Source organism: Thioclava sp. GXIMD2076 (genome assembly GCF_037949795.1).
In the GTDB taxonomy this organism is placed as follows: domain Bacteria; phylum Pseudomonadota; class Alphaproteobacteria; order Rhodobacterales; family Rhodobacteraceae; genus Thioclava; species Thioclava kandeliae.
The window spans coordinates 1,524,221-1,550,590 of sequence record NZ_CP149932.1 but is presented as its reverse complement, the minus strand read 5'-3'; the positions used below and the strand labels follow the sequence as shown (position 1 = coordinate 1,550,590).

Annotated in this window: 24 protein-coding genes and 3 tRNA genes; 17 read left to right on the top strand and 10 right to left on the bottom strand. The window is 62.6% G+C overall.

Annotation, left to right across the window (positions count from 1 at the left end; translation table 11 throughout):
• Window positions 1–86 precede the first annotated feature (86 nt).
• From WDB91_RS07750 to WDB91_RS07740, 3 genes are all read left to right on the top strand, one after another.
• Window positions 87–1,373, top strand: a complete 1,287-nt coding sequence (locus WDB91_RS07750; RefSeq protein ID WP_339112005.1) for a capsule biosynthesis protein CapA — start codon at window positions 87–89, stop codon at window positions 1,371–1,373.
• A 95-nt stretch (window positions 1,374–1,468) separates the two neighbouring features.
• Entirely contained in the window at window positions 1,469–2,602 is a 1,134-nt protein-coding gene (locus WDB91_RS07745) for a polysaccharide biosynthesis/export family protein (protein WP_339112004.1), read from the top strand.
• A gap of 23 nt (window positions 2,603–2,625) precedes the next feature.
• A complete protein-coding gene (locus WDB91_RS07740) occupies window positions 2,626–4,584 on the top strand; it encodes a capsular polysaccharide biosynthesis protein (RefSeq protein ID WP_339112003.1) in 1,959 nt (652 codons plus the stop codon).
• Here the strand turns inward: WDB91_RS07740 and ribD are convergent.
• The 5 genes from ribD to WDB91_RS07715 all read right to left on the bottom strand — a co-directional run bounded on the left by ribD (window position 4,581) and on the right by WDB91_RS07715 (window position 7,475).
• On the bottom strand, window positions 4,581–5,648 hold the full coding sequence (gene ribD / locus WDB91_RS07735) for a bifunctional diaminohydroxyphosphoribosylaminopyrimidine deaminase/5-amino-6-(5-phosphoribosylamino)uracil reductase RibD (RefSeq protein WP_339112002.1): 1,068 nt from the start codon (window positions 5,646–5,648) through the stop codon (window positions 4,581–4,583). The two genes, WDB91_RS07740 and ribD, sit on opposite strands and share 4 nt — an antisense overlap.
• Before the next feature lie 20 nt (window positions 5,649–5,668).
• Window positions 5,669–6,130 carry a transcriptional regulator NrdR gene (nrdR, locus tag WDB91_RS07730; RefSeq protein WP_339112001.1) on the bottom strand — a complete coding sequence of 154 codons (462 nt, stop codon included), beginning with the start codon at window positions 6,128–6,130 and terminating at the stop codon, window positions 5,669–5,671.
• A 145-nt stretch (window positions 6,131–6,275) separates the two neighbouring features.
• Window positions 6,276–6,695 (bottom strand): secondary thiamine-phosphate synthase enzyme YjbQ, encoded by a 420-nt coding sequence (locus WDB91_RS07725; RefSeq protein WP_339112000.1) that lies wholly within the window; start codon window positions 6,693–6,695, stop codon window positions 6,276–6,278.
• Between the two features lie 5 nt (window positions 6,696–6,700).
• Window positions 6,701–7,042, bottom strand: a complete 342-nt coding sequence (locus WDB91_RS07720) for a hypothetical protein (RefSeq protein ID WP_339111999.1) — start codon at window positions 7,040–7,042, stop codon at window positions 6,701–6,703.
• A gap of 58 nt (window positions 7,043–7,100) precedes the next feature.
• Entirely contained in the window at window positions 7,101–7,475 is a 375-nt protein-coding gene (locus WDB91_RS07715) for a helix-turn-helix domain-containing protein (RefSeq protein WP_339111998.1), read from the bottom strand.
• Window positions 7,476–7,582: 107 nt separating this feature from the next.
• Here WDB91_RS07715 and WDB91_RS07710 point away from each other — a divergent pair, with 107 nt between their 5' ends.
• The 3 genes from WDB91_RS07710 to WDB91_RS07700 all read left to right on the top strand — a co-directional run bounded on the left by WDB91_RS07710 (window position 7,583) and on the right by WDB91_RS07700 (window position 9,905).
• Window positions 7,583–8,434, top strand: coding sequence for an NmrA family NAD(P)-binding protein (locus WDB91_RS07710; RefSeq protein ID WP_339111997.1), 852 nt, complete (start codon window positions 7,583–7,585; stop codon window positions 8,432–8,434).
• Between the two features lie 164 nt (window positions 8,435–8,598).
• Complete coding sequence (locus WDB91_RS07705; RefSeq protein ID WP_339111996.1) at window positions 8,599–9,252, top strand: 3-oxoacid CoA-transferase subunit A; 654 nt, start codon at window positions 8,599–8,601, stop codon at window positions 9,250–9,252.
• Window positions 9,252–9,905 (top strand): 3-oxoacid CoA-transferase subunit B, encoded by a 654-nt coding sequence (locus WDB91_RS07700; RefSeq protein WP_339111995.1) that lies wholly within the window; start codon window positions 9,252–9,254, stop codon window positions 9,903–9,905. The genes WDB91_RS07705 and WDB91_RS07700 overlap by 1 nt, the downstream gene beginning before the upstream one ends.
• A 3-nt stretch (window positions 9,906–9,908) precedes the next feature.
• On the opposite strand, the gene fabI is transcribed toward WDB91_RS07700, so the two are convergent.
• The 4 genes from fabI to dnaG all read right to left on the bottom strand — a co-directional run bounded on the left by fabI (window position 9,909) and on the right by dnaG (window position 15,449).
• Window positions 9,909–10,673 (bottom strand): enoyl-ACP reductase FabI, encoded by a 765-nt coding sequence (gene fabI / locus WDB91_RS07695; RefSeq protein WP_339111994.1) that lies wholly within the window; start codon window positions 10,671–10,673, stop codon window positions 9,909–9,911.
• A 123-nt stretch (window positions 10,674–10,796) separates the two neighbouring features.
• The gene (locus WDB91_RS07690; protein ID WP_339111993.1) at window positions 10,797–11,288 is read right to left on the bottom strand and encodes a hypothetical protein; all 492 of its coding nucleotides are present in this window, start codon (window positions 11,286–11,288) and stop codon (window positions 10,797–10,799) included.
• Between the two features lie 3 nt (window positions 11,289–11,291).
• Window positions 11,292–13,298, bottom strand: coding sequence for an RNA polymerase sigma factor RpoD (gene rpoD / locus WDB91_RS07685; protein WP_339111992.1), 2,007 nt, complete (start codon window positions 13,296–13,298; stop codon window positions 11,292–11,294).
• A 132-nt stretch (window positions 13,299–13,430) separates the two neighbouring features.
• The gene (gene dnaG / locus WDB91_RS07680) at window positions 13,431–15,449 is read right to left on the bottom strand and encodes a DNA primase (RefSeq protein WP_339111991.1); all 2,019 of its coding nucleotides are present in this window, start codon (window positions 15,447–15,449) and stop codon (window positions 13,431–13,433) included.
• A gap of 336 nt (window positions 15,450–15,785) precedes the next feature.
• Between dnaG and WDB91_RS07675 the strand changes: the two genes are divergently transcribed.
• From WDB91_RS07675 to WDB91_RS07625, 11 genes are all read left to right on the top strand, one after another.
• Window positions 15,786–17,600, top strand: coding sequence for a pilus assembly protein TadG-related protein (locus tag WDB91_RS07675; RefSeq protein ID WP_339111990.1), 1,815 nt, complete (start codon window positions 15,786–15,788; stop codon window positions 17,598–17,600).
• A gap of 9 nt (window positions 17,601–17,609) precedes the next feature.
• A complete protein-coding gene (locus WDB91_RS07670; RefSeq protein ID WP_339111989.1) occupies window positions 17,610–18,188 on the top strand; it encodes a hypothetical protein in 579 nt (192 codons plus the stop codon).
• Complete coding sequence (locus tag WDB91_RS07665; RefSeq protein ID WP_339111988.1) at window positions 18,185–18,829, top strand: hypothetical protein; 645 nt, start codon at window positions 18,185–18,187, stop codon at window positions 18,827–18,829. The genes WDB91_RS07670 and WDB91_RS07665 overlap by 4 nt, the downstream gene beginning before the upstream one ends.
• Before the next feature lie 82 nt (window positions 18,830–18,911).
• Complete coding sequence (locus tag WDB91_RS07660) at window positions 18,912–19,142, top strand: hypothetical protein (RefSeq protein ID WP_339111987.1); 231 nt, start codon at window positions 18,912–18,914, stop codon at window positions 19,140–19,142.
• Between the two features lie 121 nt (window positions 19,143–19,263).
• Window positions 19,264–20,568: a homoserine dehydrogenase gene (locus WDB91_RS07655; RefSeq protein WP_339111986.1), complete on the top strand. Its 1,305-nt coding sequence runs from the start codon at window positions 19,264–19,266 to the stop codon at window positions 20,566–20,568.
• A gap of 234 nt (window positions 20,569–20,802) precedes the next feature.
• A complete protein-coding gene (gene glpX / locus WDB91_RS07650; protein WP_339111985.1) occupies window positions 20,803–21,774 on the top strand; it encodes a class II fructose-bisphosphatase in 972 nt (323 codons plus the stop codon).
• Between the two features lie 101 nt (window positions 21,775–21,875).
• Entirely contained in the window at window positions 21,876–22,781 is a 906-nt protein-coding gene (rlmF, locus tag WDB91_RS07645) for a 23S rRNA (adenine(1618)-N(6))-methyltransferase RlmF (RefSeq protein WP_339111984.1), read from the top strand.
• 63 nt (window positions 22,782–22,844) lie between these two features.
• Window positions 22,845–24,599: a single-stranded-DNA-specific exonuclease RecJ gene (gene recJ / locus WDB91_RS07640; RefSeq protein ID WP_339111983.1), complete on the top strand. Its 1,755-nt coding sequence runs from the start codon at window positions 22,845–22,847 to the stop codon at window positions 24,597–24,599.
• 116 nt (window positions 24,600–24,715) lie between these two features.
• Window positions 24,716–24,790, top strand: a tRNA-Glu gene (locus WDB91_RS07635).
• A 25-nt stretch (window positions 24,791–24,815) separates the two neighbouring features.
• Window positions 24,816–24,890 (top strand) — tRNA-Glu (locus WDB91_RS07630).
• 25 nt (window positions 24,891–24,915) lie between these two features.
• A tRNA-Glu gene (locus WDB91_RS07625) sits at window positions 24,916–24,990 on the top strand.
• A gap of 156 nt (window positions 24,991–25,146) precedes the next feature.
• Here the strand turns inward: WDB91_RS07625 and ychF are convergent.
• Complete coding sequence (gene ychF, locus WDB91_RS07620) at window positions 25,147–26,244, bottom strand: redox-regulated ATPase YchF (RefSeq protein WP_339111982.1); 1,098 nt, start codon at window positions 26,242–26,244, stop codon at window positions 25,147–25,149.
• Window positions 26,245–26,370 lie beyond the last annotated feature (126 nt).

Here is a 26,370-nt window from a genome sequence, read left to right as displayed (position 1 = left end):
ATTGTGACACAAATTCACCTTACCCAAGGGAATTCGTGCGATTCCTCGTCGCACCACTTCGTCATCAGTCCCGGATCACTCCGCCTATGCCCCTGTTCGACAATCGCCATTTCCTGCTGCTGCAAGGCCCTCACGGGCCCTTCTTCCGTCAGCTGGCCCAGATGCTGGGCCGTGCGGGGGCCAAGGTGTGGCGTGTGGGGTTCAATGGCGGGGATGCGGCCTTCTGGCATGACCCCGAGACCTTTATCCCATGGCAGGGCACACCCGAGGCATGGCTCGAGGCCGTGACCGATCTCTTCCTCGAGAAACAGATCACCGATATCGTGCTCTATGGCGACACCCGCGCGATCCATGCACAAGCCATCATCGCCGCGCGGGCCGCAGGTATCCGCGTGCATGTCTTCGAGGAGGGCTATCTGCGCCCCTACTGGATCACCTATGAACGCGGCGGCTCCAACGGGCATTCGCGGCTGATGGAGATGAGCGTGGAGCAGATGCGCGCGGCGCTCGACCAATCCGATATCGACTTCCCCGATGCGCCGCCGCGCTGGGGCGATATGCGCCATCATGTCTTCTACGGCGCGCTCTACCATTTCCGCGTCATGCGCGGGGCCAGTCGCTGGCCCAATTTCCGCTCGCATCGCGGGGTCACGGTGATGGAGGAGTTCCGCTTCTATCTGCGCCGTATGCTACGGATGCCCCTTCATATGCTCCAACGCTGGCTCGCGACCTCGCGCGTGAAATATGGCGGTTTTCCCTATCATCTTGTGCTGATGCAGCTTGAACATGACAGTAGCTTCGTCATGCACTCCCCCTTTGCCAGCCAGACCGACTTCCTCGATCTGGTGATGAAGGGCTTTGCCGCAGGCGCGCCCAGCCATCACCATCTGGTGCTGAAAGCCCATCCGCTTGAAGATGGCCGTGCGCCCATTGAAGCGGCGATCCGCAACGGTGTGGCCCGCTACGGGCTCAAGGGGCGGGTCCATTTCGTGCGCGGCGGCAAACTGGCCGGTCTGCTGGCACAGGCCCGCTCCGCCGTTACGGTCAACTCCACCGCCGCCCAACAGGTGCTCTGGCGCGGGCTACCAATCAAGGCTTTCGGCGCGGCGGTCTATGACAAGCCCGAATTCGTCTCGCAGCAGTCGCTGCCCGATTTCTTCACTGCGCCTGCGCGCCCGGACACCCGCGCCTATCGCGATTACCGCCATTATCTGCTGGAAACCAGCCAAGTCCCTGGCGGTTTCTACTCGGCCAAGGGTCGGCGGACGCTTCTGCGGCAGGTCGTCGACATGATGCTCTCGACCGAAGATCCCTATGATGCGCTGACCTCCGGAACAGCGGCACCTCGGCAACAGTTGCGCGTAATAAAGTGACGTAACTGGATTTTACTTAGGCTTTCTGCGACGCTGCCCCACAAAATGCATATCGCATATCTATTGAGAAGCATCCCGAAAGAGGAGCTCGAGCAGTGAATACGACTATTTCCAGAGCCACGCGTGTGCTGGTCCTTTCGACGCTGGTCTTCAGCGTGGCCGCCTGCGCGCTCCCGCGCTCCGGCCCCAACAAGCGCGAGATCTTCGCAGGCTCCGTCATGCGTCAGGGCGATGCCTTCGTCGTCTCGGTCAATGACCATGTGGCCCGCGCCACCGCCGTGCAGCCCGCATTCGGCTTCTCGTCAAGCTTCCGCAATGCCGGAGTGCTCGGGTCCGATACCATCAATCCCGGCGATACGCTGGCGCTGACCGTGTGGGAAAACGTCGATGACGGTCTCCTCGTGCAGCAGGGTACCAGCGCGACCCAGCTCACCGATGTGCAGGTGGACGGACAGGGCTATATCTTCGTGCCCTATGCAGGCCGCATCAAGGCTGCGGGCAATACCCCCGAAGGACTGCGCCGCCTGATTACCGACAAGCTCGACGCCCAGACGCCCGATCCGCAGGTCGCCGTCTCGCGCGTGGCGGGCGACGGCTCCACCGTCTCGCTGACCGGCACGATCGGCGGTCAGGGCGTGTACGCGATCGAACGTCCGACCCGCACCCTCTCGGCGATGATCGCCCGTGCAGGCGGCGTCTCCATCGATCCCGCGATTGCACGGGTCACGGTGACCCGCAAGACCGGCCAGACCGGCACCGTCTGGCTCTCGGATCTCTATTCCAATCCGCAGATGGATATCGCCCTGCGCAATGGCGACAAGATCCTGATCGAGAAAGATACCCGCGCCTTCACCGCCCTCGGCGCGACCGGCACGCAGGCGCGTGTGCCCTTCGAGACGAAGACCCTCTCGGCCCTCGAGGCCATCGCCACCGTGGGCGGCTTGCAGACCAGCACCGCCGATCCGACCGGCGTCTTCGTCTTCCGCAACGAGCCGCAGGAGATCGCCCGCGCCGTCCTTGGCCGCGACGATCTCGTGGGCGACCAGCGCATGGTCTATGTCCTCAACCTGACCGAGCCCAACGGGATGTTCATGGCCCGCGATTTCGCCATCCGCGATGGTGATACGGTTTATGTGACTGAAGCACCCTATGTCCAATGGTCGAAGACGCTCTCGGCGCTGACCGGCTCGCTGGGCACGGTCAATACGCTGAACAATCTGGCCAATTAATGCCTCTGGCCGAAGATGACGATATGGCCGCCGGGGTTCCCCGGCGGCTTTTCTTCTATAATGGCGGTTTTTTGCGCCAGCCCCGTTTGCGCCGGATCCTCAAGGCCGCAGGCCATAGCCTGCATCTGGGCCTCCCGTCCACGGGGGATGGCGTGGTCGTCTGGGGCCGCTCGCCCTATGCAAAGCGCGGTGAGGCCATCGCGGCCCGCACAGGTGCGACGCTGGTCCGGCTGGAGGATGCCTTTCTCAGATCGGTGCGGACAGGGCGCGAGGGGGACCCGCCGCTGGGGCTGATGATTGACCCGCTGGGGGTGCATTTCGATGGCACCCGCCCCTCGCGGATCGAGATGCTGCTGGCAAAGGCCCCGTTGGATGATGCGGCCCTCCTAACCCGCGCACGCCAAGGGATCGACCGCCTCAAGGCGCTTGATCTTTCCAAATACAACGCCTTCGATCCCTCCCTGCAGCCCCCCGCTCCAGGTTATGTGCTGGTGATCGACCAGACCCAGGGCGATGCCTCTATCACCTATGGCGCGGCGTCCGCGCGGACCTTCCGCGAGATGCTGGCCGTGGCGCGGATCGAGAACCCTAAGGCGCGCATCCTTATCAAGACCCATCCCGAGACCCGTGCGGGGTTGCGCGCAGGCCATTACGGCCCCGAGAATTGCGATGCGCTGACCGAGCTGGTCAGCGCGCCCCATTCGCCATGGGCGCTTCTGGAGGGAGCGATCGCGGTCTATACCGTCTCCTCGCTGATGGGCTACGAGGCAATCCTTGCGGGACACAAACCACGGGTCTTCGGCCAGCCTTTCTATGCCGGATGGGGGTTAAGCCTTGACGAGAACGCCCCCCCGCGTCGCGCGCGCCGCCTGACCCGCGCACAGATCTTCGCCGTCTCGCACCTCATGGCACCGACTTGGTTCGACCCGTGCCACAACCGGATCTGCAGCTTCGAGGAAGCCACCAACCAGCTCGCCGCCCAGACCCGCGCCTACCGCGAGGACCAGCACGGCTATAGAATGACCGGCATGAGCCGCTGGAAGCACAAACATCTGCGGCAGGTCTATGGCGACTACGGGAAGGTCGGCTTCGGGCAAGCCACGGGTGCGGGCCAGCCCGTCCATTGGGCATCCAAACCCGGCAGGCCCGCGGGCGCGTGGCGGATGGAGGACGGCTTCCTGCGCTCCCGTGGCCTCGGCGCAAAACTGACGCCGCCCCTGTCGCTGGTGACCGACCGGCAGGGGATCTATTACGACCCGTCCGCCCCCTCGGATCTGGAAAAGCTGATCGCCCGTCCGATTTCGGAGCCCGAGCGTCGGCGCATCGAGGCGCTGCTGGACCGGATCGTGAAGGCGGGTCTGTCGAAATACAACCTCACCGGCGCACGGCCTACCTTGCCCGAGGGCCATCGGATCCTCGTGCCCGGACAGGTGGAGGATGACGCCTCGATCCTGAAGGGTAGCCCGAGCACGCAGAGCAATCTGGCGCTTCTCGAGCGGGTGCGCAGCGAGAACCCGCAAGCGGTGGTGATCTACAAGCCCCATCCCGATGTCGAGGCAGGGCTGCGTAAAGGCGCGGTCGCGCCACAGGATCTGGCGCGTCTGGCCAATCAGGTCTGCGCGGATGCCGACGGGGTCGCGCTGATCGAGGCCTGTGACGAGGTCTGGACGATGACTTCGCTCATGGGGTTCGAGGCGCTGATCCGCGGCAAGCCGGTGACGTGCCTCGGCACACCTTTCTATGCCGGCTGGGGGCTGACGCGCGATCTGCAGCCCGCGCCCGCCCGCCGATTGGCGCGGCCCGATCTGTGGCAGCTGGCCCATGCCACGCTGATCGCCTATCCGCGCTATCGCGATCCGGTCAGCGGGCTGCCCTGCCCGCCCGAAGTGGCCGTGGACAGGCTGGCGGCATCGCTCCCCGCGCCTATCGGGCTTCGGATCTTATCGAAACTTCAGGATCTACTGAAACCGCCCAGAGGTTAGGTCCGCCGCCAGCGGTGGAACACATCGCCACCGATCTCGCGCTGGCTGACAAGCTGGTAGTGCGGGGCCTGATCCAGCGCCTCCAGCCCCATCGGGCCAAGGGCCGCGCGGCCATCTCCGCCCAGAACCTTGCCTGCGGTAAAGCCGATCAGCTCATCGACCAGCCCCGCCTGCATCAGGGCCGCCGCAAACCGCCCGCCGCCCTCGCAGAAGACCCGCGTGAGCCCAGCCGCCCCAAGCGCCGCCATCAGCGCCTTTGGGTCGAGCCCGCCCGCGCCAAGTGGCACCTGCGTAAGATCCGCCCCCTGCCCGTGCCAATAGGCCCGCGCCTCCGCCGGCGCATCGGGGCCATGGACCAGCCAGAGCGGCGCATCGGAAACAGAGCCCGCCAAGCGGGCGCGCGGCAGATCGAGCCGTGAGGCCGCCACCACCCGCACCGGCTGCCGGATCGGGGTAAAATTACGCACTGTCAGCAGAGGATCATCGGCGCGCGCCGTCTCCCCGCCCACCATGACCGCATCGAACTCGGCGCGCAGTGCATGCACATGCGCGCGGGCTTGCGCGGAGGTGATCCATTGACTCTGGCCGTTGGACAGGGCGATCCGGCCATCGAAAGAAGTGGCGAGTTTCAGCGCCAGCCAGGGACGTCCATGTTCGACCCGTGACAGAAAACCGGCCTGAAGCGCGCGTGCCTCGGCCTCGAGCGTGCCTTCCGTGACAGAGATCCCCGCCTCGCGCAGCATGGCATGACCGCGCCCGGCTACCCGCGGATCGGGGTCGGTCTGCGCCGAGACCACCCGCGCGACCCCGGCCTCGATCAGCCCCAGCGAACAGGGCGGCGTATGACCATAATGCGAACAGGGTTCGAGCGTGACATAGGCCGTAGCACCGTGCGCGGCCTCGCCCGCCTGCGCCAGCGCATGGCGTTCGGCATGGGGACGCCCGCCCGGCTGGGTCCAGCCGCGCCCCACGATCACGCCATCCTTCACCAGCACGCAGCCCACCGCAGGGTTGGGCCATGTATTGCCAAGACCCCGCCGCGCAAGCGACAGGGCCAACCGCATGAACCGTTCGTCCGCCTGCATCAGTCAGGCGTGCCCGGACGCAACTCGGAGACGAATTTGTCGAAATCGTCCGCTTCTTGGAAGTTTTTGTAAACGCTGGCAAAGCGCACATACCCGACCGTATCGATACGGGCCAGCGCCTCCATGACGATCTCGCCGATCGTCTTCGAGGGGATATCCGTGTCGCCCATGCTTTCCAGCCGCCGCACGATGCCGGAGATCATCTGGTCGATGCGCTCGGGGTCTACGGGACGCTTCTGCATGGCGATCCGGATAGACCGCTCCAGCTTGGTGCGCTCGAAATCCTCACGCTTGCCATTGGTTTTCACCACGACAAGATCGCGCAACTGGACCCGCTCATAGGTCGTGAACCGTCCACCACAGGCGGGGCAAAAACGCCTGCGCCGGATCGCGACATGATCTTCGGCCGGACGCGAGTCCTTTACCTGCGTATCAACATTTCCGCAAAACGGGCAGCGCATCGCGTCCCCCTTTTCCTGTAAAAACCGCCTCTATGGGGTCTGATGCCCCACTTATCCACAAGACTATAGGGGAGACGCGAATCATTGGGTAGCCATAAAGTGACGCTACCAAATCATGTAGATACAGACCTGTGGCCGATCAGACTCAGCGCAGCATTGCGGTGATATGGCGGCTGTGGGGATTATCGCGATGCTCGAAGAGATAGACCCCCTGCCATGTGCCCAGAGCCATGCGCCCGTCGAGAACCGGGATCTGCAGCGAGACCGGCAGAAGTGCCGCCTTCACATGGGCGGGCATATCGTCGGGGCCCTCATAGGTATGCACCATCCACGACTGGCTCGGGTCCGTCGTGGGTGGCACAAGCCGGTGGAAAAAAACCTTCAGATCCGTCTGCACATCGGGGTCGGCATTTTCCTGAATGAGGAGACTGGCCGAGGTATGGCGGATAAACAGCGTCAGCAGTGCCTCGGAAGGGGCCACCTCCGCCACCCATGCGGCCAGCTCGCGTGTGACCTCGTAAAGCCCTTGCCCGCGGGTCTGCACCCGAAAGTCCCGATGCGCCATGGAGGTTACTCCGAAACGGGGCGCGGATCGCTACGGTCGCTGGCGAGGATCGCCAAGCATTCGGGATTAACATCCATGATACGCCGTTCCTTGGCCCATGCCGCGTCAAGCGCCGCCGCATCCAGATCGCGTTTGCGCGTGGCCCAGGGGCGCATCGTGCCGTTACCGATCCCGCTTACAAGATTATAAGTGCCGTCCTTCGGGTCTTCGACATAGAGGAAGCAGGTCCCCGGCTGATCCATCGACGGACCGCTATTATGCATCATGAAGGCCGGACGGCCATTGGCATCCAGCGTGCAGCCCGCCAGAAGCGGCAGGCACAACAGGGACAGGAATCTACGCGTCATTTTCACCTCTGGGCTGCAACTTGTTAAGGCATAGCAAGCAAGAGGCAAGTTGAAAAGATTAGCTGGCAAATGCCGTTCGGGCATCTGCGATCTGTGGCCCATTCGCCTTGGCCCAGTCGATGAGCCCGATCAGTGGCGGCAGAAGCGAATGCCCCATCGCGGTCAGGCTGTATTCGACGCTGGGGGGCTTGGTGGCAAAGACCGCGCGCGAGATCAGCCCGTCGCGCTCCAGATCACGCAGGCTCTGGGTCAGCATCCGCTTGGAAATATCGGGCAGCGCTTTCGAGAGTTGCGAGAACCGGCGCGGCCCTTCGGCCAACTCCAGCACGATCAGCGTCGTCCATTTGGCGGCCAAATGGTCGAGCACATGGCGCACCGGACAATCGGCCAGATCGCGCCCTTTGGCATCCAGCAATATCTCTGCCTGCGTCATGATGGTTCCCTCTGTGTTACCTTGTTCACGAAACCTGCCTCCTTCACACGGGGGCCTTTGGTCTCTAAACGAGACCTATACTAGATTCGTAACCGAAGGAACAGACAATGCGTTACATGGTCACCGGTGCGTCCGGTCAGCTCGGCTCCGCCGTTCTCGAACAGCTTTCCACCCGCGTCGCGAAATCCGACATCACCGCACTCGTGCGCCGTGAAGCGGCCGCAACTGCTCTGGCCGCCCAGAGCTATGGCACGGCTGTAGCCTCCTATGACGATGTCGAGGCGCTGACTGCCGCCTTCAAGGGCGTCGACCGCCTTCTGTTGATCTCGGGCTCCGAGGTCGGCCAGCGCGCGCGCCAGCATGGCAATGTGGTGGCTGCGGCCAAGGCGGCGGGCGTGGGTTTTATCGCCTATACCTCGCTCCTGCAGGCAACCGTGTCCCCGATGATCCTTGCGGTCGAGCATAAAGCCACCGAAGAGGCGCTGGCCGCCTCGGGCATCCCCTATGCGCTGCTGCGCAATGGCTGGTATTCGGAAAACATGCTGGGAGGGCTCGATTATGCCGTAGAGCATAGCGCGATGATCGGTGCTTCGGGCGAGGGCCGTTATGCCTCGGCCCCGCGTGCAGATTATGCCGAAGCCGCAGCGATCGTACTGGCGGGGGGCGATCACGCGGGCAAGGTCTACGAACTGGCGGGCGATGCGGGCTATACGGGCGCCGAACTGGCGGCAATGGTCGCCAAAGCCTCGGGCAAGCCGGTGGCCTATGCCGATCTGCCGCCTGCCGAGTACAAGGCCGCGCTCGTTGGCGCAGGCATCCCCGACGGCTTTGCCGATGTTCTGGTCGACAGCTCGGTGCGCGCGGGCGAAGGCTGGCTGGATGACCAATCGAAGACCCTCTCGGGCCTTCTGGGCCGCCCGACCGAGCCGATGGCAGAAACGGTCCGAAAGGCACTCTGATCCACGCATATCGGGGCCGGTCATCCGGTCCCGATATCTCCAGAATCAAAGATACATTTCAATCACACGTTGAATTCATCGCCCTCCTCATCAATAGTCGGATTACGCGTTTTGATGACGTTCCATTTCGGGCCGCCTCTCGTGGCGGATGTGGAGGTGCGATTGTGAAACCAGCCCTGACTGCCGAGAAAGCTGCTGCCCTCATCCCCGACAGAGCCACTGTGATGATCGGTGGATTTATGGGTGTGGGCTCGCCCCACCGCCTGATCGATGCGCTGGTGGCCGCGGGTGTGAGAGACCTCACCGTAATCGCCAATGATACATGCCGCCCCAATGAAGGGATCGGCAAGCTGGTTGCCGCGCGGGCCGTCCGCCATGTCATCGCCTCGCATATCGGGCTCAACCCCGAGACACAGGCCCAGATGATTGCGGGCGAGATCGAGGTCGAGCTGGTTCCGCAGGGCACGCTGGCCGAGCGGATCCGCGCCGCCGGCATGGGCCTTGGCGGTGTGCTGACGCCCACCGGCGTGGGCACACGGATCGCCGAGGGCAAGGAGGTGCTGACGATTGATGGCAAGGCGTTCCTGCTTGAAAAGCCGCTCCGCGCCGATTTCGCCCTGATTGCCGCGCATGAGGCCGATTATGTTGGCAATCTCACCTATTCGATGACCGCCCATAACTTCAATCCGGTGATGGCGCTGGCCGCAACCACTGTCATCGCCGAACCCGGCCTGATCGTGCCGGTGGGGGCGATCCCGCCGGACGGCGTAAAGACCCCCGGTGTGCTGGTCGATCACCTGCTGGAAAGGGCACATTGATGGAGCCGAAAGAACTCATCGCTCGACGTGTTGCGCAAGAGATCCAGCCGGCAACGCTGGTCAATCTGGGGATCGGCCTGCCCTCGCTGGTGGCGGCCTATGTCCCGCCCGAGAGGAATGTCTTCTTTCAGGCCGAAAACGGCGTGATCGGGCTGGGCACGCGCCCGCCGGACGGGATGGAAGACCCCGATCTGACCGATGCGGGCGGCACATTTGTGACTGCCGTGCCGGGAGCGGCGTCCATTGATAGCGCGATGAGCTTCGGGCTGATCCGTGGCGGGCATCTGGATGTGACGGTGCTGGGCGGGTTGCAGGTGGATGCGCGCGGCTATCTTGCCAACTGGATGGTGCCCGGCAAGCGCATCCCCGGAATGGGCGGCGCGATGGATCTGGTGGCGGGGGCCAAACGGGTTATCGTGGCGATGCAGCATGCTGCCAATGGCGCGCCGAAGATCGTCACGCGATGCACCCTGCCGCTCACGGCCGAGCGCCGCGTGAGCCTGATCGTCACTGATCTGGCCGTGATCGAGCCGCGCGAGAACGGGCTGCATCTGATCGAGCGGGCGCCGGAAGTGAGCGTGGCCGAGATCGAGGCACTAACCGAAGCCCCTCTGATCCATGCAGGAGATGTGCCCGAAATGCGGCTCGGCTAGCCCCTATCCGGTGATGTTGAAACCGCCGTCGATGTAATGCAGTCCGCCGGTGATATTGGCAGCCTCGGCGCTCGCCAGAAAGGCCGCATAGGCCCCGCAATCCTCGATCGTGGCAAGCTGATGGGTGGGCGCACGGGCGCTGGCGGCATCCATCATCTCGTCGAAATGCGCAATTCCGCTGGCGGCACGCGTCTTGAGCGGACCGGGCGAGAGCGCGTGTACGCGAATACCCTTGGGCCCGAGTTCCGCCGCCATATAGCGCGACACCGATTCCAGCGCGGCCTTGACCGGCCCCATGATATTGTAATCCTTCACGACCTTCTCGGCGCCGTAGAAGCTGACAGTCATACAGGTGCCACCCTGCCCCATCAGCGGCTCGGCGCGGCGGACCAGTTCGATAAAACTCCCGACCGAGATATCCATCGCCTGCGTGAACCCCGTGCGCGAGCAATCGGTTACGCGGCCATGCAGATCCTCCTTCGGGCAAAAGGCGATGGAATGCAAAAGCGTATCGAGCCGCCCCCATTTGGCGGTGATCTGCACAAAGAGATCCGTCAGCTGGTCTGGGTCGGACACATCGAGCGGAGCAAAGATCTCTGCCCCCAGCTCCTCTGCCAGCGGGCGCACATATTTCTCGGCCTTTTCATTGAGATAGGTGATCGCCAGATCCGCCCCTTGGGCCTTCAGCGCCTTGGCGCAGCCATAGGCGATGGAGCTCTCGTTGGCGATCCCAACGATCAGGGCTTTCTGACCGGCAAGCGAGAACATGGGCTGGCTCCTTCGATGTCCGCAGAGGGTGAAGGCCGGAAAACCTGGCCGAAACGCATACATGGAACACGACCCATCATGCCGAGCCTGTGCCGGATTGCCAGCTTTTTCTGCGCTGCAGCGTCAGGCGAAGGCCGGACGCATTTCCTCGACCATTGCTGAGCGGATCAGGTCCAGCACTGGCGGGTCCACATCATAGCGGCGCAGGTGGATGCGGTAGGGGCGCGGGGTATACCACCAGCTGAGTTTCAGCGCGGGGGTGGCGGCGGTGACCGACATCACATGCTGACGCAGCGCGCCGCGCAAATTACGGCTGCAGGCCCCCACATGCAGCACCTGTGACCCGCTGCCGGTGGGCTGCAAGATCTTCAGCCGGTGGCGGTTCTGCGGTGTCAGGTTCTGGCGATAGAGCGTAAAAGCCTCCGCCGTCTCCGCCGGATCGCCCAGATCCTCGATCAGATAGATCGCGCCACATTCCCAAGGGAAGCGGGCGTCCAGATCCTCGCCCCAATGGGCATTCTCGAGCGTTACCGCCTCGCTGAAATGCGCAGCGCGCGCGGTTTCCACCACGCGCGCGATACGATCCAGCGGGCCTTCAATCGTTTCTGGCCACATAGGTTATTGGTCGAGGAACGACCGCAGCTTGCGCGAGCGCGAGGGGTGCTTCAGCTTGCGCAGCGCCTTCGCCTCGATCTGACGGATCCGCTCGCGCGTCACCGAGAACTGCTGACCCACTTCTTCGAGCGTATGGTCGGTATTCATGCCGATGCCGAAACGCATCCGCAGAACCCGTTCCTCGCGCGGGGTGAGCGAGGCCAGAACCCGCGTGGTGGTTTCCTTGAGGTTTTCCTGAATCGCGCTGTCGAGCGGCAGCACGGCATTCTTGTCCTCGATGAAATCGCCCAGCTGGCTGTCTTCCTCGTCCCCGATCGGGGTTTCGAGCGAGATCGGCTCCTTGGCGATCTTCATCACCTTGCGGACCTTCTCGAGCGGCATCTGCAGCTTTTCGGCCAGTTCTTCCGGCGTCGGCTCGCGGCCGATCTCGTGCAGCATCTGACGACCGGTGCGGACCAGCTTGTTGATCGTTTCGATCATGTGCACCGGAATACGGATGGTGCGCGCCTGATCGGCGATCGAGCGGGTGATCGCCTGACGGATCCACCAGGTCGCATAGGTCGAGAACTTGTAGCCGCGGCGATATTCGAACTTATCCACAGCCTTCATCAGGCCGATATTCCCTTCCTGGATAAGATCGAGGAATTGCAGACCGCGGTTGGTGTATTTCTTGGCGATCGAGATCACCAGACGGAGGTTGGCCTCGACCATCTCCTTCTTGGCGGCGCGCGCCTCTTTCTCGCCCTTCTGGACCTGATTCACGATGCGGCGGAACTCGGTGATATCCACACCGATATAGGTCCCGATCTGGGCCATATCGCCACGCAGCTCTTCCACCTTGTCGCGATATTTCTCCATCAGGGTCTGCCAGCCACGGCCGGGTTTGGCAGCCATTGCATCGACCCAGGTCGGGTCCAGCTCGTAGCCACGATAGGATTCCACGAATTCGCGGCGGTTGATACGGGCCTGATCAGCCAGTTTCACCATCGCCGAATCGGTCGACATGATACGGCGGTTAATCCCGTAAAGCTGATCGATCAGCGCCTCGATCCGGTTGTTATGCAGATGAAGCGAGTTCACCAGTTCGACGATCTCGGAGCGCTTCTTCTGATAGGCCGCCTCATCGGAGACCGAGAAGGTGCCATCCTCGTTCAGGGTGGCCGACATCCGCATATCCTGCATTTCGGCCAGATCGTCATAAAGCAGCGCGATGGATTCGAGCGTCTCGAGAACACGCGGCTTCAGCGCGGCTTCCATCGCAGCGAGCGACATGTTGGGCGCGTCGTCCTCATCCTCGTCATCCGAATCGATCGGATTGCCGTCGGCGTCGAATTCCTGCGTCTTTTCGGCAGGGCGCACCTGCGCATCACCACCGCCGACGCCACCAACGACATGCTCGTCATCCTCGCCCTCTTCATCGAGCGAGCGGCCGAAGGTCGCATCGAGGTCGATCACGTCGCGCAGCAGAATGTCTTCTTCCAGAAGTTCGTCACGCCAGATCGTGATCGCCTGGAAGGTCAGCGGGCTTTCGCACAGCCCGGCGATCATGGTGTTCCGGCCCGCCTCGATCCGCTTGGCGATGGCGATCTCGCCCTCGCGCGACAGCAGTTCCACCGAGCCCATCTCGCGCAGATACATCCGAACGGGGTCATCGGTGCGGTCCAACGTCTCGCCGGAGCCTGACGAAAGCGCGACCTCGCGCGAACCCCCGCCAACAGTGGCCAGCGCACCGCCGGAAGAGGAGCCGTCATTCTCGGACGCATCCTCGTCTGCTTCCTCGTCCTCGATCACATTGATGCCCATCTCTGAGAGCATCGACATGACGTCCTCGATCTGGTCGCCCGACACCTGATCGGGCGGCATGACCGCGTTCAGCTGGTCATAGGTGATGTAACCTTTTTCCTTGGCCTCGGCGATCATGCGTTTGACCGCCGTCTTCGACATGTCGAAGGACGTACCATCGTCATTGGCGGTATTAGGCTTGTTATCGTCGATGTCTTTGGCGGCCATGGGCGCTCCTTGATCGGCTTGGGCTGTAGCACGGCTAGGGCGGGTACGAATCATATCCCGCTGTATTATCGAATCATTCGACCGAATCACAGGGGGGTGAATCGATCATATTCAGGGCGTTGCATCACCGCGTCATTTTTTCTTCCGCCATATCTCTTGATCGATGACCGATTGCAAATACGCCGAAAGCGCTGCGCGGTCTTCCCCCATATCACTCGTATCATCCAGTTTTGAACGCGACGCCTTCTGTTTTTGTCGCGTTGCTTGGCTCAGGCGCCATGTCAGCCCTTCATCGGCGACGCCTTCCAAGTCTTCCATCGCATCTTCCACTTCGGCCCGCACGGCCCGTTCGGCGTCGAGTTTTGCCAGTTCTTCGGCCAGACACATACGCGCAAGCGCCGTATCCGTAACCTTCACCACGGGCGGCGCGCTACGGAGATGGGGCAAACTCATCATATTTTCAAGATAGTCCCCCATCTGATTTTGCAAGAGCCGCGTCAATTCTTCCGGCTCAAGCCCCAGATTCCGGAGCATCAGATTGCGTAACCGGTCGTGATCGGGATTGGCAAAGGGTGCATTTTCCAGCTGTGCCTCGAACTCGGCCACCAGCCGTGGATGCGAAACAAAGATCGCCAGCACCATCGCCGCGCGCAGATTTTCGGCCACCGCCGCATCCTGCGCCACGGCCAGCATGGAGTTGCGGGTCTGCTCGAGCGGCAGCGCGGGCAGCTTGCCCCAACCGCCCCGCCCGCCATTGCGGCCCTGTGGATAATTACGGCGGAAATTACCACCGCCTTGTTGATAATCCTGTTGATAGCTCTGTGAGTAAGCCCCACGGCCCGAGAAATCCCGCTCGGGCTCGCGGCCCAGCCCGAACAGTTCGCGGCGCTTCTGGCGGATTTCCTCACCATAATGCGCGCGAATCGAGGGATCCTTGATCTGCGAGATTGCCGCGCGCAGTTCCTTGTCGAGCGCGGCTTTGCGCTCGGGGCTGTCGAACACACGCCCCTCGATGGCACGGCTCCACATCAGCTCGATCATCGGACGCGCGGTCTTCAGCACCTCGGCCATCGCCTCGCGCCCCTTGGCCTTGATCAGATCGTCGGGGTCCTGTCCTTCGGGCATGATCGCGATGCGCAGCCCCTTGCCCGCCTCCATCAGCGGCAGTGCAAGATCGATCACCCGATGGGCAGCGCGGATACCGGCCGTATCACCATCAAGCGCGATGACCGGCTCGTCATGGATACGCCACAAAAGCTGTAACTGGGTCTCGGTGACAGCGGTGCCCAGAGGCGCTACCGCGCCACCAAACCCCGCCTCCACGAGCGCGATCACATCCATATAGCCTTCACAGACCACAAGCTGCGCCCCCTTGCCGCACGCCTCGCGGGCGGGCCCGTGATTATAGAGCGAGCGGCCCTTGTCAAAGAGTTCGGTCTCGGGCGAATTCAGATACTTGGCGTTATCATTGGGGTCCATCGCCCGCCCGCCAAAGCCGATACACCGCCCGCGGGGGTCCCGGATCGGATAGATGATGCGGTTGCGGAAGACATCATAGGGCTGCTTTCCCTTGGTCGAGGCCTTGGCGAGCCCCGCACCGATGATCAGGTCTTCGGCGATTCCCTTGGCGCGCAGCGTATCCCACAGGCCCTGCCAGCCATCGGGGGCAAAACCTATCTCGAAACGCGCCTGCGCCTCGGGGCCCAACTTGCGCCGTGCGAGATAGTCGCGCGCACCCTGCCCCGCCTGCGTGTTGAGCATCAGACGGTAGAATTTCAGCGCCTCTTCCATGACCTTGGCAAGCTCGGTCCGGCGGTCGGATTTCTCCTGCGCCCGCGGATCGCGGGCGGGCATCTGCATCCCCGCCTCGGTGGCGAGGATCTCGACCGCTTCCATGAACCCGACATTCTCGGTCTCGCGCACGAAGGTCAGCGCGTCACCTTTGGCATGGCAGCCAAAACAGTAATAGTAGCCTTTGCGATCATCCACATGGAAAGACGCGGATTTTTCCTGATGGAACGGGCAAGGCGCCCACATATCGCCCTTGGCCTGATTGGACTTGCGATTATCCCACATGACTTTCCGCCCGATCACCTGCGAGATCGAGAGGCGGTTGCGTAGTTCGTCGAGGAATCCTGGCGGCAAGCTCATAGGGAGTATATCGGCGCAGTTCGCGCCCCTGTCCAGAGGGTGCGGGATCAAGTTGACGCAAAATTCTCCGGCCTGCCGCCGGATCCGATCCGACATGTTTTGGCCGCAAAGCATCAAAAAAGTGCCGAGATAGCTAAAATACGCGCTAGATTCAGGCCGCTTTGCCTACCGTGATTGATCCAATCTGAACAGTTCGCTGCAATCCTCCCTGAATGCTCAACACAAACACCATTCCTGCCCGAGAATTGCCCCAATTCTGCCCCATGCAAAAGATTAAGAAGACATGAAGAAGTAGCCTCGTTACACGTCCCCCTCTGCCCGCCCGGAGTTCGTCCAATGGTCCATAGCCGCACCCGCCTGCCCGATATGGCCTGCCGGAGCCTACGGCCTGCCATGCGGATGCGCGACGAGGAAACCGGCGCGATCCTTCCGCTGACGATCATCCTGCTGACGGTGCTGCTGGTCCTCTCGGGCGTGGCGCTCGACTTCATGCATTTCGAAGCCCGCCGGACCCAGATCCTTGCGGTCCTTGACCGTGCCTCCCTTGCAGCCGCCTCGCTAAGCCAGGAACTCGATCCCGAGCTTGTGGTGGATGACTATCTCAAGAAAGCGGGGCTCGAGGATGTCGACCGAACCGTGACCGTCACCGAAGGTAGCTACGGGGAATGGCGCAGGGTCCGCATCGAGGCGACCGATACCATGACGACGAGCTTCATGGGACAACTCGCGCAGATCGGCATCAAGACGCTCTCCACCAAGATCGTCAGCGAGGCCTATGAGGCCATCGGCAATGTCGAGGTCTCGCTGGTGCTCGACGTGTCGGGCTCGATGGCGACCGATGTCGGTGACGGCGTGACCCGCCTCGCGGCCCTGCAGGAGGGCGCGGATACATTCGTGGACCAGATGTTTACCAAGGTGCAGCCCGAAAACGCACCCGATGGACGGCTGTCGATCTCGGTCATCCCCTATAACCAGCAGGTCGTTCTGGGCGATGATCTGGCGGCACAGTTCAACCTGTCCACCGAACAGACGGACACGACCTGTGGTGATGTCTTCCTACTGCCGACCGATACCATCGCCATCAGCCCGACCACTGCGATCCAGCGCACGATGTCGGGCGACAGCCTCGATTACTATGTGCGCTTCGGCTATAATGCCGACAACTATAACGGATGGCAGTTCCCCTATCACACCTGGGTGTCGAACTGTGACGAGCAAAGCTACTCCCCGGTCCTGCCCTTCAGCAATTCACAGACTGACATCGAGAAAAAGATCGGCAGCCTGAAGGCCAGTGGCGATACGGCCATCGATATCGGTGCGCGCTGGGGTCTGGCACTGCTTGATCCTGCGGCCCAGCCGGTCGTCGACAATCTGATCAGCGAAGGGGACGTGGACTCCTCCCTCGACGCCCGCCCCTATGAGTACGACCTTGATGGCACGGCAGATATCGACGACCGTTCGATCAAGGTAATGGTCCTGATGACGGATGGCGAGAATACCGGGTCGTTCAGCATCAAACAGAAATACCAGAGCGGGCCCTCCGAACTCTACTCGACCAAAAGCGCGGATTCGCTGAACCCTGCCGATTCCGGCTCCACCAACAGCTCCACGACCAGCGAATGGGACTCGCTCTACTGGCACGACGATAGCTACAGCACCACCAAATGGTATCGTCTGACCAACAAGAAGTGGTATTACCGCGACAGCAATGGCTTCTACACGACCTCCACATCCCGTTATGGCGGCACACAGAAGAATTATGTCTCCGACACGGGCAAGCTCTACCAAATCGACTGGTCGACGGTTTGGGGCAAACTCAATTTCCGGCACGAATACGTTGCCTATACCTATTTCGATGCAGTCTATAAGACCATCAAACGCAGCACATCTTTCCCGGGCACCTACGCCGTTTTTTCCGATGGCAACACCTTCACCAAAAAGGACACGGCGCTTAAGGCGATCTGCACCACCGCGAAAGCCAATGACATCCTGATCTATACGCTCGCGGTCGATGCCCCCGATAACGGTGCCGCTATATTGAAATCCTGTTCGTCGGGCGATGGCTATTACTATGACATCACCTCAGACGAACTGACCGATGCCTTCGCCGAGATCGCTGCCTCGATCAACTCGCTACGCCTGACGAATTGAGGGAAGACGATGCGACGAAGCCTACTCGGACGTTTCCACCACGACCAATCCGGCGCCAGCACGGTGGCCGCGGCCATCGTGCTGCCCTTCTTCCTGATGTTCGTCTTTGCGGGTGTGCAGATCTTTGTGCTGCAGAGCAAACAGACCATGCTCGACCGCGGTCTCGAGATCACCGCGCGCAACCTGCGACTGCAGACCTATGGCAGCACTTTCCCCTCCCAGGAAAAGATCAAGAGCAATATGTGCCGCAATATCGGCCTAATCAAGCACTGCACAGACCAGCTGACCATCGAGCTTGTCGCCGTCGACCGGAGCACATGGACCGCTCCCGACTGGAGCACGACGGCCATCTGTCATGATTATAGCGACGGCAAGGCACTAGATGCGAAACCCGTCCTCCAGCAGGGCACCGAGAACCAGATCATGCTGATGCGGGCCTGTCTCAAAGTGCCTTCCCTGCTGACAGACACGCTGATGAATATCTCTGCCGCGAGCATTCTGAAATGGGCGATGCTTGCCAAGGATGATGACGGAGAGATGAACCTCGTATCGATCACTGTCTTTGCCAACGAACCGATCCAGCAATGATACGCCTCCGCCTCTCCCGCTTGCGCCACAATGAAGACGGCTCGATCCCGATCGAGGCGGTCTTCGGCTATCTGATCCTGACCGTCTGGGTCTTTCTGGCCTTCCAGTTCTACGATGCGTTCCGCACCAAAGGCGAGGTCGCCCGCGCGTCCTATGATGTGGCCGATATCCTCTCGCGCGAGCGTTCGGCCATCGGCCCCGCCTATATCGCGGGGATGAAGAAGGTCTTCGACTTCGCGTCGCGGTCCAGCTTCGACGGGCAGACCTCACTGCGGGTCACCCTCATCACATGCGGCGCGAAGAACAATACCAATGTCTGCGACGGGGTGGACAAGTTTGTCGGTGTGGACGAATCCTATTCGCCTGACGGGCTGACACCGCAAACGAAGAAATCCCTGAAAACACAGGCGGACCGTATTCCGATCCTCGGTGCGGGCGATACAGCGGTCATTGTCGAGACGATCTATCGCTACCGCCCGCCCTTCAATCTCAGCAATCTCGTGCTTCTCCTGCCGGGCAGTGGCGGCACCCAGAGCACGTTCAATGTCGGCATGGAACAGAGCGCCGACGGGATACCTATCGGGAACTTCATCGTGACCCGTCGGCGTGGCACCGCCATCACTTGGGATGACGCGTCCTGATCGTGTCAATGGACCCCGATCGGGCTGGTCAAGGCCTGCGGCCCTGCCTATGGTCGGCCCTGCCCCGTCGGAAGGAGAATCGATGCGACATCTGCCCTGCCTCGCCCTGATCCCGCTGCTCTGCGCCGCGCTTTCGGCCTGTGGCGGAGGGCCGATGATGGACGGCGGCTATCCGGAGCTTCTTCCCCTCGACCAGATTCTCACCCCCACGCCCGAGCCCGATTACACCGCAAGCCGGGCGCTCGAAGCACGGGCCGACGCGCTCAGGGCCGAGGCCGAGGCGCTGCGCAATGCCCCGACCGGCGAGAACTGAGCTTCACCTCGCTGTCGCCACCTGATGAATCTCTGCCGTGCCTTGCCGACGATGCGCGTTGCACGGACAGGGTTTTCCGGCTAACAGACCCCAACTCTGACCAATTCCGATGAGGTATCTCATGTCCACACAGCCCGCGACCGGCCCCGCTCTTCGTCTCGGCATTGCCGGCCTTGGCACAGTGGGGATCGGCGTCGTCAAGATTGTCCAGCGCCATGCCGAGCTGCTGGCCGCCCGCACGGGCCGTCGCGTGGAAATCACCGCCGTTTGCGCCCGTGACCGGACCAAGAACCGCGATGCCGATCTGTCGGGCTACGCCTGGGAAACCGACGCGGTCAGCCTCGCCAAGCGCGACGACATTGATGTTTTCGTCGAGCTGATGGGCGGCCATGAAGGTGCCGCGAAGGACGCGACCGAAGCCGCTTTGAAAACCGGCAAGGATGTGGTCACCGCCAATAAGGCGCTGCTGGCCCATCACGGGCAGGCGCTGGCAGAACTGGCCGAGAGCCTTGGCCGCGTGATCCGTTTCGAGGCGGCGGTTGCCGGTGGCATCCCCGTGATCAAGACCTTGACCGAAGGCATGGCCGGCAACCAGATCCGCCGCGTCATGGGCGTGATGAACGGCACCTGCAACTACATCCTGACGCGGATGGAGGATGCGGGCCTGCCCTATGCGACCGTATTCGAGGAAGCCCGCCAGCTGGGCTATCTGGAAGCCGACCCCAATCTCGATGTGGGCGGCATCGATGCCGGTCACAAGCTCTCGCTTCTGGCCTCCATCGCCTTCGGCACCAAGGTGGCCTTCGATGATGTGGTCCTCGAAGGTATCGGGCGCATCTCGATCGACGATATCCGTCGTGCGGGCGATATGGGCTACAAGATCAAGCTGCTGGGCGTAGCGCAGATGACGGGCCGTGGCCTCGAGCAGCGTATGACCCCCTGCCTCGTGCCAGCCACCTCGGCCTTGGGCCAGCTTTCGGGCGGCACGAATATGGTGGTCATCGAAGGCGATAGCGTGGGCCAGATCGTGCTGAGGGGCGCAGGCGCGGGCGAGGGCCCGACCGCCAGCGCCGTGATGGGCGATGTCTCCGATATCGCGCGCGGTTTGCGCCTGCCGACCTTCGGCATTCCGGCCGCCCAGCTGAGCGATGCGACCCATGCCTCGGCCACGGCCCCCGCGCCCTATTACCTGCGCATCAATCTGGCCGACAAACCGGGGGCGCTGGCCAAGGTGGCACAGGCGCTCGGTAATGCGGGCATCTCGATCTCGCGGATGCGTCAATATGGCCATGCCGATAGCGCCGCCCCCGTGCTGATCGTCACCCATAAGACGACCACTGATGCAATCGACCACGCAATCGCCAGCTTCCCGCAGACCGGCGTGGTGCAAGGCGACCCCGTCGCCCTGCGTATCGAGGAAGTGTAAGGAGAAGGCGGGGCCAGTCCCCGCCTTCTTCATGACGCGTCCCCCGCTCTGTGCCTGCGGGACAGCCCACCGCAGCATGCCTTCCCCTGCCCCGCTCCGCGCGCAGAAATCCGCCCGCCAAAAGCACTAACTTCAGGCTGTTAGCGGTCACGGGGGTTGCCCTGCCCTGGCAAACGGGTTTTCTTGGCGTTGGCCCATTTGCACTGCGCGCAAGCGCATTAAACAGGACAAGACATGAACACTCCCGTAGATTTCAATGACCGCATGCTCTCGCTGGGCCTGGCCCGCGTATCGGAGGCCGCAGCCCATGCCAGCGCCGATCTGATCGGGCGCGGTGACGAGAAGGCCGCGGATCAGGCGGCCGTGAACGCCATGCGCGAGCAGTTGAACATGCTCGACATTCAGGGCGTGGTCGTGATCGGCGAGGGGGAGCGCGACGAAGCCCCCATGCTCTATATCGGCGAGGAAGTCGGCACCGGCACCGGCCCTGCCGTGGATATCGCGCTCGACCCGCTCGAAGGCACCACGCTGACCGCGCTCGACATGCCCAATGCGCTGACCGTGATCGCCATGGCACCGCGCGGCACGCTGCTGCATGCGCCCGATGTCTATATGGAAAAGCTCGCCATCGGTCCGGGCTACGAGAAAGACGTCGTCACCCTCGATATGTCGCCCGCCGAACGCGTGAACGCGCTCGCCAAGGCCCAAGGTGTGGCACCGCGTGACATCACCGTGTGCATCCTCGACCGCGAGCGCCATCAGGACATGATCAAGGAAGTCCGCTCGACCGGCGCCGCGATCCGCCTGATCACCGATGGCGATGTCGCCGGCATCATCCATTGCGCCGAGGCAGAGGCCACCGGTATCGATATGTATATGGGTTCGGGCGGCGCGCCCGAGGGCGTTCTGGCAGCCTCCGCGCTCAAATGCATGGGCGGCCAGATGTGGGGCAAGCTGCTGTTCCGCAATGATGACGAGAAGGGCCGCGCGGCAAAGGCAGGCATTACCGATCTCGACAAGATCTATGCGCGCGACGAGCTGGTGACCTCGGATGTGATCGTGGCGATGACGGGCGTGACCAATGGCTCGATCATGAAGGGCGTGAAGCGCACCCCCGATTACATCGAGACCGAGACGGTGCTGATGCGCTCGAAAACCGGCTCGGTGCGCCGGATGCTCTATCGCAACCCCACCACCCGCAAGTAAGCGGCTTTTCCCAGCGCGCTCTGTCGGCTAGGACAGGGCCTATGGCCACCGGATACAGGTCCGGTGGCCTTTCCTTTTGCCGCAATCCGAGGATGCGCCCTATGGCCAGCAAACCCCTGCTCCACCCCCGCAACCAGCATCGGGACGGCTATGATTTTGCGCGCCTTCTGGCGGACAGCCCCGATCTGGCCGGTTTCACCACGCTCAACCCCTCGGGCGGCACCACCATCGATTTCAAGGATGCCAAAGCGGTCCGCGCCCTCAACCGCGCATTACTGAAGACGCATTACGGCATCGACGACTGGGACATCCCCGAAACCTATCTCTGCCCGCCCATTCCCGGTCGTGTCGATTACATCCATTATCTGGCTGATCTTCTGGCAGAGGCCGATCGGGGCCGCATCCCGCGCGGGCCGGGTATCCGTGCGCTCGATATCGGGACGGGCGCGAGCCTCGTCTACCCGCTGACAGGGCTGCGCGAATATGGCTGGAGCTTCACGGGCGCCGATATCGACCCCGTCTCCATCGCCTCGGCGCAGGCAATCTGCGAGCGGAACGCGCTGCCGATCGAGCTGAGACAGCAGCCCGACGCCGAAAATATCTTCAAGGGCCTCCTCACTGCCGATGATCTTTTCCACGTCACACTCTGCAACCCCCCCTTCCATGCCTCGATGGAGGAGGCGCAAAAGGGCACCGAGCGCAAATGGCGCAATCTCGGCCACGGAAAGTCGAAGGCGCTGAATTTTGGCGGGCAGAATGCCGAGCTATGGTGCGAGGGCGGCGAGATCGGGTTTCTCTCGACGATGATCACCCAAAGCCGGATCTATGCCGAGCAATGCCTGTGGTTCACCTCGCTCGTCTCCAAGAAGTACAATCTGCGCGTGCTCGAGCGGCTGCTGCGTGACGCGAGGGTGGACGAGATGCGCATGGTCGAAATGGCGCAGGGCCAGAAGACCAGCCGCTTCATCGCATGGACCTATTATCCCCGACGCCAGCGCAGCCTGTAACCCGCGCTGCTTTTCCCCAGTTGCCTCTGGCGGCACCGCCCTCTTTTGGGCTAGGACTGCGCCATGAGTGCCTTTCTGAATGTCGAACAATCGCTGACCAATCGCCATTGGGTGGGCCCCGGCCCCGAATCCGATCGGTTGACCGAAGCCATGGTGCAGGAAACCCGCCTGCCCCATCCCCTCGCCCGCATCCTCGTGGCGCGCGGCGTGCCGCCGATGGAGGCGGCAAGCTTCCTCGAGCCGACCTTACGCGACCTGCTGCCCGATCCGCGCGAGATGCTGGATATGGAGAAAGCCTCGACCCGGTTTCTGGCCGCGGTCAAACGCCGCGAGCGGATCGCGATCTTTGCCGATTACGATGTTGATGGCGGGTCTTCTGCCGCGCTCCTGATGGTCTGGCTCAAGCAGATGGGGGTACCCCCCACGCTCTATATCCCCGACCGGATCGACGAGGGCTATGGCCCCAATGTCCCCGCGATGGAGGCCCTTGCACGGGATCACGACCTAATCGTCTGCGTCGATTGCGGCACGCTCTCGCACGAGCCGGTGGCGGCGGCCAGGGGCGCGGATGTAATTATCCTCGATCACCATCTGGGCGGCGAGACCCTGCCCGATTGCGTGGCCTGCGTAAACCCCAACCGGCAGGACGAGACAAAGGACCTCGCGCATCTCTGCGCCGCCTCCGTGGTCTTCCTGATGCTGGTCGATGTGAACCGCCTGATGCGGAGCGAGAGCCTCAAGGGCCCGGACCTCATCGCCATGCTGGATCTGGTGGCGCTGGCCACGGTGGCCGATGTGGCTCCGCTCATTGGTTGCAATCGCGCGCTGGTGCGCCAAGGCCTGAAGGTCATGGGGCGGCGCGACCGCGTGGGGCTGCGCGCGCTGGCCGATGTGGCACGGATGGATCAGGCCCCCAATGCCTATCATCTGGGCTTCCTTCTGGGGCCGCGGATCAATGCGGGCGGACGGATCGGCGCCGCCGATCTGGGCGCGCGGCTTCTATCAACCGATGATACCGCCGAGGCGGAGGCGCTGGCCGCCCGCCTTGACCAGCTTAATACCGACCGCCGCGATATCGAGAACCGCGTGCGCGAAGCCGCCCTGAAACAGGCCGAGGAACGCGGCCTCGATGCGCCTCTGGTCTGGGCTGCGGGCGAAGGCTGGCATCCGGGTGTGGTGGGGATCGTCGCCGCCCGCCTCAAGGAGGCCACCAACCGCCCCGCCGTGGTGATCGGGCTCGATCAGGGGATCGGCAAGGGCTCGGCGCGCTCGGTCAATGGTGTGGATCTGGGGGCTTCGATCCAACGTGTGGCCGCCGAGGGGCTTTTGCTGAAAGGGGGTGGCCACAAGATGGCTGCCGGCCTGACGGTCGAGGAAGGCAAGCTGGAGGCCGCGATGGAGCGTCTGGCGGAATTGCTGGCCAAACAGGGCGCAGGCACCGGTGGTCCGCGCGATCTGCGCATCGACACGCTCCTGATGCCGGGCGCGGTCACCACCGATCTGATCGAGCAGATCGAACAGGCCGGCCCCTTTGGTCAGGGCGCGCCCGCGCCACGCTTCGCCTTCCCCGCAATGGAGATCACGGGCGCGCGTCAGGTGGGCGAGTCGCATCTGCGATTCTCCTTTGGTGACGGGCTCGGCCAGAAACGCGATGCCATCGCCTTCGGGGCCTTCGACAGCGCCATCGGTCCGGCCCTCGCCAAACCGGGGGCCACGCGATTCCACTTGGCAGGACGGTTGGAAATCAACTCGTGGGGCGGCCGCAACAAGGTCCAATTGCGGCTCGAGGATGCGTCTCCGGCTGTCGAAACCCTTTGAAACGCCTTATTTTCATAGCTCTTTCCACCATGCGTTACGACAGGTGAGAATATCGTGAAAAAACCTCTTGCGCGGCGGATAAACCTCGACTATCTACCGCCCCACGCCGCAAGCATGGCCCGTTCGTCTATCGGTTAGGACGCCAGGTTTTCAACCTGGAAAGAGGGGTTCGATTCCCCTACGGGCTGCCACTTGCAACGCAGGCGTGTCAGAAATGGCCCGTTCGTCTATCGGTTAGGACGCCAGGTTTTCAACCTGGAAAGAGGGGTTCGATTCCCCTACGGGCTGCCACTGACACCGCCGAACACGCCAGAGTGGCCCGTTCGTCTATCGGTTAGGACGCCAGGTTTTCAACCTGGAAAGAGGGGTTCGATTCCCCTACGGGCTGCCAGCGCATCCATCTACACTCTCACATATCTACCTGATTAGGCTCGGTTTTCGCCTATTTTCTACGTTGTGAAGCGGTATGGCGGATGGGGTCGTCCCTCACGAAAAAGGGGCGGCGCAAGCCACCCCTTCCGGATCGGTCCTGATTTTCGGGACGCGCTCAGGCGTTGAACAGGAAGTGCAGGACGTCGCCGTCTTTGACCTCGTAGGTCTTGCCTTCCACGCGGAACTTGCCCGCTTCCTTGGCACCGGCCTCGCCGTTGCCCGCGACATAGTCGTCATAGGCGACGGTCTCGGCACGGATGAAACCACGCTCGAAATCACCATGGATGACACCTGCGGCCTGCGGGGCCAGAGTGCCCTGCGGGATGGTCCACGCACGCGCCTCTTTGGGGCCCACTGTGAAATAGGTCTGCAGACCCAAAAGCTCGTAGCCCGCACGGATCAGACGGTCGAGACCGGCCTCCTCGAGCCCCATCTCGCCAAGGAACATTTCGGCTTCCTCGGCGTCGAGCTGGCTGATCTCTTCCTCGATTTTGGCCGAGATCACCACCGTGCCCGCGCCCTGTGCCGCGGCCATCTCGGCCACTTTGGCCGAGAGCGAATTGCCGGTCGAGGCCGAGCTTTCCTCGACATTGCAGACATAGAGGATCGGCTTCGAGGTCAGCAGTTGCAGCATGCGCCATGCTTTCTGGTCCTCGTCCGAGATCTGCACGGTGCGGGCCGGACGGCCCGCCTCGAGCGCCTCTTTCGCGGCCAGTAGCAGCCTCTCCTGCTCTTTGGCGTCCTTGTCACCACCACGGATCTTGCGCACGAGATTGGCCAGACGCTTCTCTACCGATTCCAGATCGGCGATCATCAGCTCGGTCTCGATGGTCTCGGCATCGGCCACCGGATCGATACGGCCATCGACATGGGTGACGTCATCATCCTCGAAGCAGCGCAGCACCTGCGCGATGGCATCGGTCTCGCGGATATTGGCGAGGAACTGGTTGCCCAGACCTTCACCCTTGGACGCGCCCTTCACCAGACCGGCAATATCGACGAAGGTCATGCGGGTCGGGATGATCTCCTTGGACCCTGCGATGCTGGCCAGTTTTTCCAGACGCGGGTCGGGCACGGCCACATCCCCCACATTCGGTTCGATCGTGCAAAACGGGAAGTTTGCAGCCTGCGCCGCTGCCGTTTTGGTCAGCGCGTTGAACAGGGTCGACTTGCCGACATTCGGCAGACCCACGATACCCATCTTAAAGCCCATCACGCTCTCCTTGGCAAAACGGTCCTGAATTTCTGGCCCGTTCCTAAAGCGCCCGGGCATTTCATGCAAGATTGCGCGGCGTGGCGAGAGCTTGTGATGCAGGCTTTGCTAGACAATAGCGGCGGC

Excerpts from the sequence above, each read along its gene's own strand:
- WDB91_RS07750 (WP_339112005.1), top strand. The coding sequence starts at position 87 with ATGCCCCTGTTCGACAATCGCCATTTCCTGCTGCTGCAAGGCCCTCAC.
- WDB91_RS07740 (WP_339112003.1), top strand. The coding sequence starts at position 2,626 with ATGGCCGCCGGGGTTCCCCGGCGGCTTTTCTTCTATAATGGCGGTTTT.
- ribD (WP_339112002.1), bottom strand. The coding sequence starts at position 5,648 with ATGCGGTTGGCCCTGTCGCTTGCGCGGCGGGGTCTTGGCAATACATGG.
- nrdR (WP_339112001.1), bottom strand. The coding sequence starts at position 6,130 with ATGCGCTGCCCGTTTTGCGGAAATGTTGATACGCAGGTAAAGGACTCG.
- WDB91_RS07725 (WP_339112000.1), bottom strand. The coding sequence starts at position 6,695 with ATGGCGCATCGGGACTTTCGGGTGCAGACCCGCGGGCAAGGGCTTTAC.
- WDB91_RS07720 (WP_339111999.1), bottom strand. The coding sequence starts at position 7,042 with ATGACGCGTAGATTCCTGTCCCTGTTGTGCCTGCCGCTTCTGGCGGGC.
- WDB91_RS07715 (WP_339111998.1), bottom strand. The coding sequence starts at position 7,475 with ATGACGCAGGCAGAGATATTGCTGGATGCCAAAGGGCGCGATCTGGCC.
- WDB91_RS07710 (WP_339111997.1), top strand. The coding sequence starts at position 7,583 with ATGCGTTACATGGTCACCGGTGCGTCCGGTCAGCTCGGCTCCGCCGTT.
- WDB91_RS07700 (WP_339111995.1), top strand. The coding sequence starts at position 9,252 with ATGGAGCCGAAAGAACTCATCGCTCGACGTGTTGCGCAAGAGATCCAG.
- fabI (WP_339111994.1), bottom strand. The coding sequence starts at position 10,673 with ATGTTCTCGCTTGCCGGTCAGAAAGCCCTGATCGTTGGGATCGCCAAC.
- WDB91_RS07690 (WP_339111993.1), bottom strand. The coding sequence starts at position 11,288 with ATGTGGCCAGAAACGATTGAAGGCCCGCTGGATCGTATCGCGCGCGTG.
- rpoD (WP_339111992.1), bottom strand. The coding sequence starts at position 13,298 with ATGGCCGCCAAAGACATCGACGATAACAAGCCTAATACCGCCAATGAC.
- dnaG (WP_339111991.1), bottom strand. The coding sequence starts at position 15,449 with ATGAGCTTGCCGCCAGGATTCCTCGACGAACTACGCAACCGCCTCTCG.
- WDB91_RS07675 (WP_339111990.1), top strand. The coding sequence starts at position 15,786 with ATGGTCCATAGCCGCACCCGCCTGCCCGATATGGCCTGCCGGAGCCTA.
- WDB91_RS07670 (WP_339111989.1), top strand. The coding sequence starts at position 17,610 with ATGCGACGAAGCCTACTCGGACGTTTCCACCACGACCAATCCGGCGCC.
- WDB91_RS07665 (WP_339111988.1), top strand. The coding sequence starts at position 18,185 with ATGATACGCCTCCGCCTCTCCCGCTTGCGCCACAATGAAGACGGCTCG.
- WDB91_RS07660 (WP_339111987.1), top strand. The coding sequence starts at position 18,912 with ATGCGACATCTGCCCTGCCTCGCCCTGATCCCGCTGCTCTGCGCCGCG.
- WDB91_RS07655 (WP_339111986.1), top strand. The coding sequence starts at position 19,264 with ATGTCCACACAGCCCGCGACCGGCCCCGCTCTTCGTCTCGGCATTGCC.
- glpX (WP_339111985.1), top strand. The coding sequence starts at position 20,803 with ATGAACACTCCCGTAGATTTCAATGACCGCATGCTCTCGCTGGGCCTG.
- rlmF (WP_339111984.1), top strand. The coding sequence starts at position 21,876 with ATGGCCAGCAAACCCCTGCTCCACCCCCGCAACCAGCATCGGGACGGC.
- recJ (WP_339111983.1), top strand. The coding sequence starts at position 22,845 with ATGAGTGCCTTTCTGAATGTCGAACAATCGCTGACCAATCGCCATTGG.
- ychF (WP_339111982.1), bottom strand. The coding sequence starts at position 26,244 with ATGGGCTTTAAGATGGGTATCGTGGGTCTGCCGAATGTCGGCAAGTCG.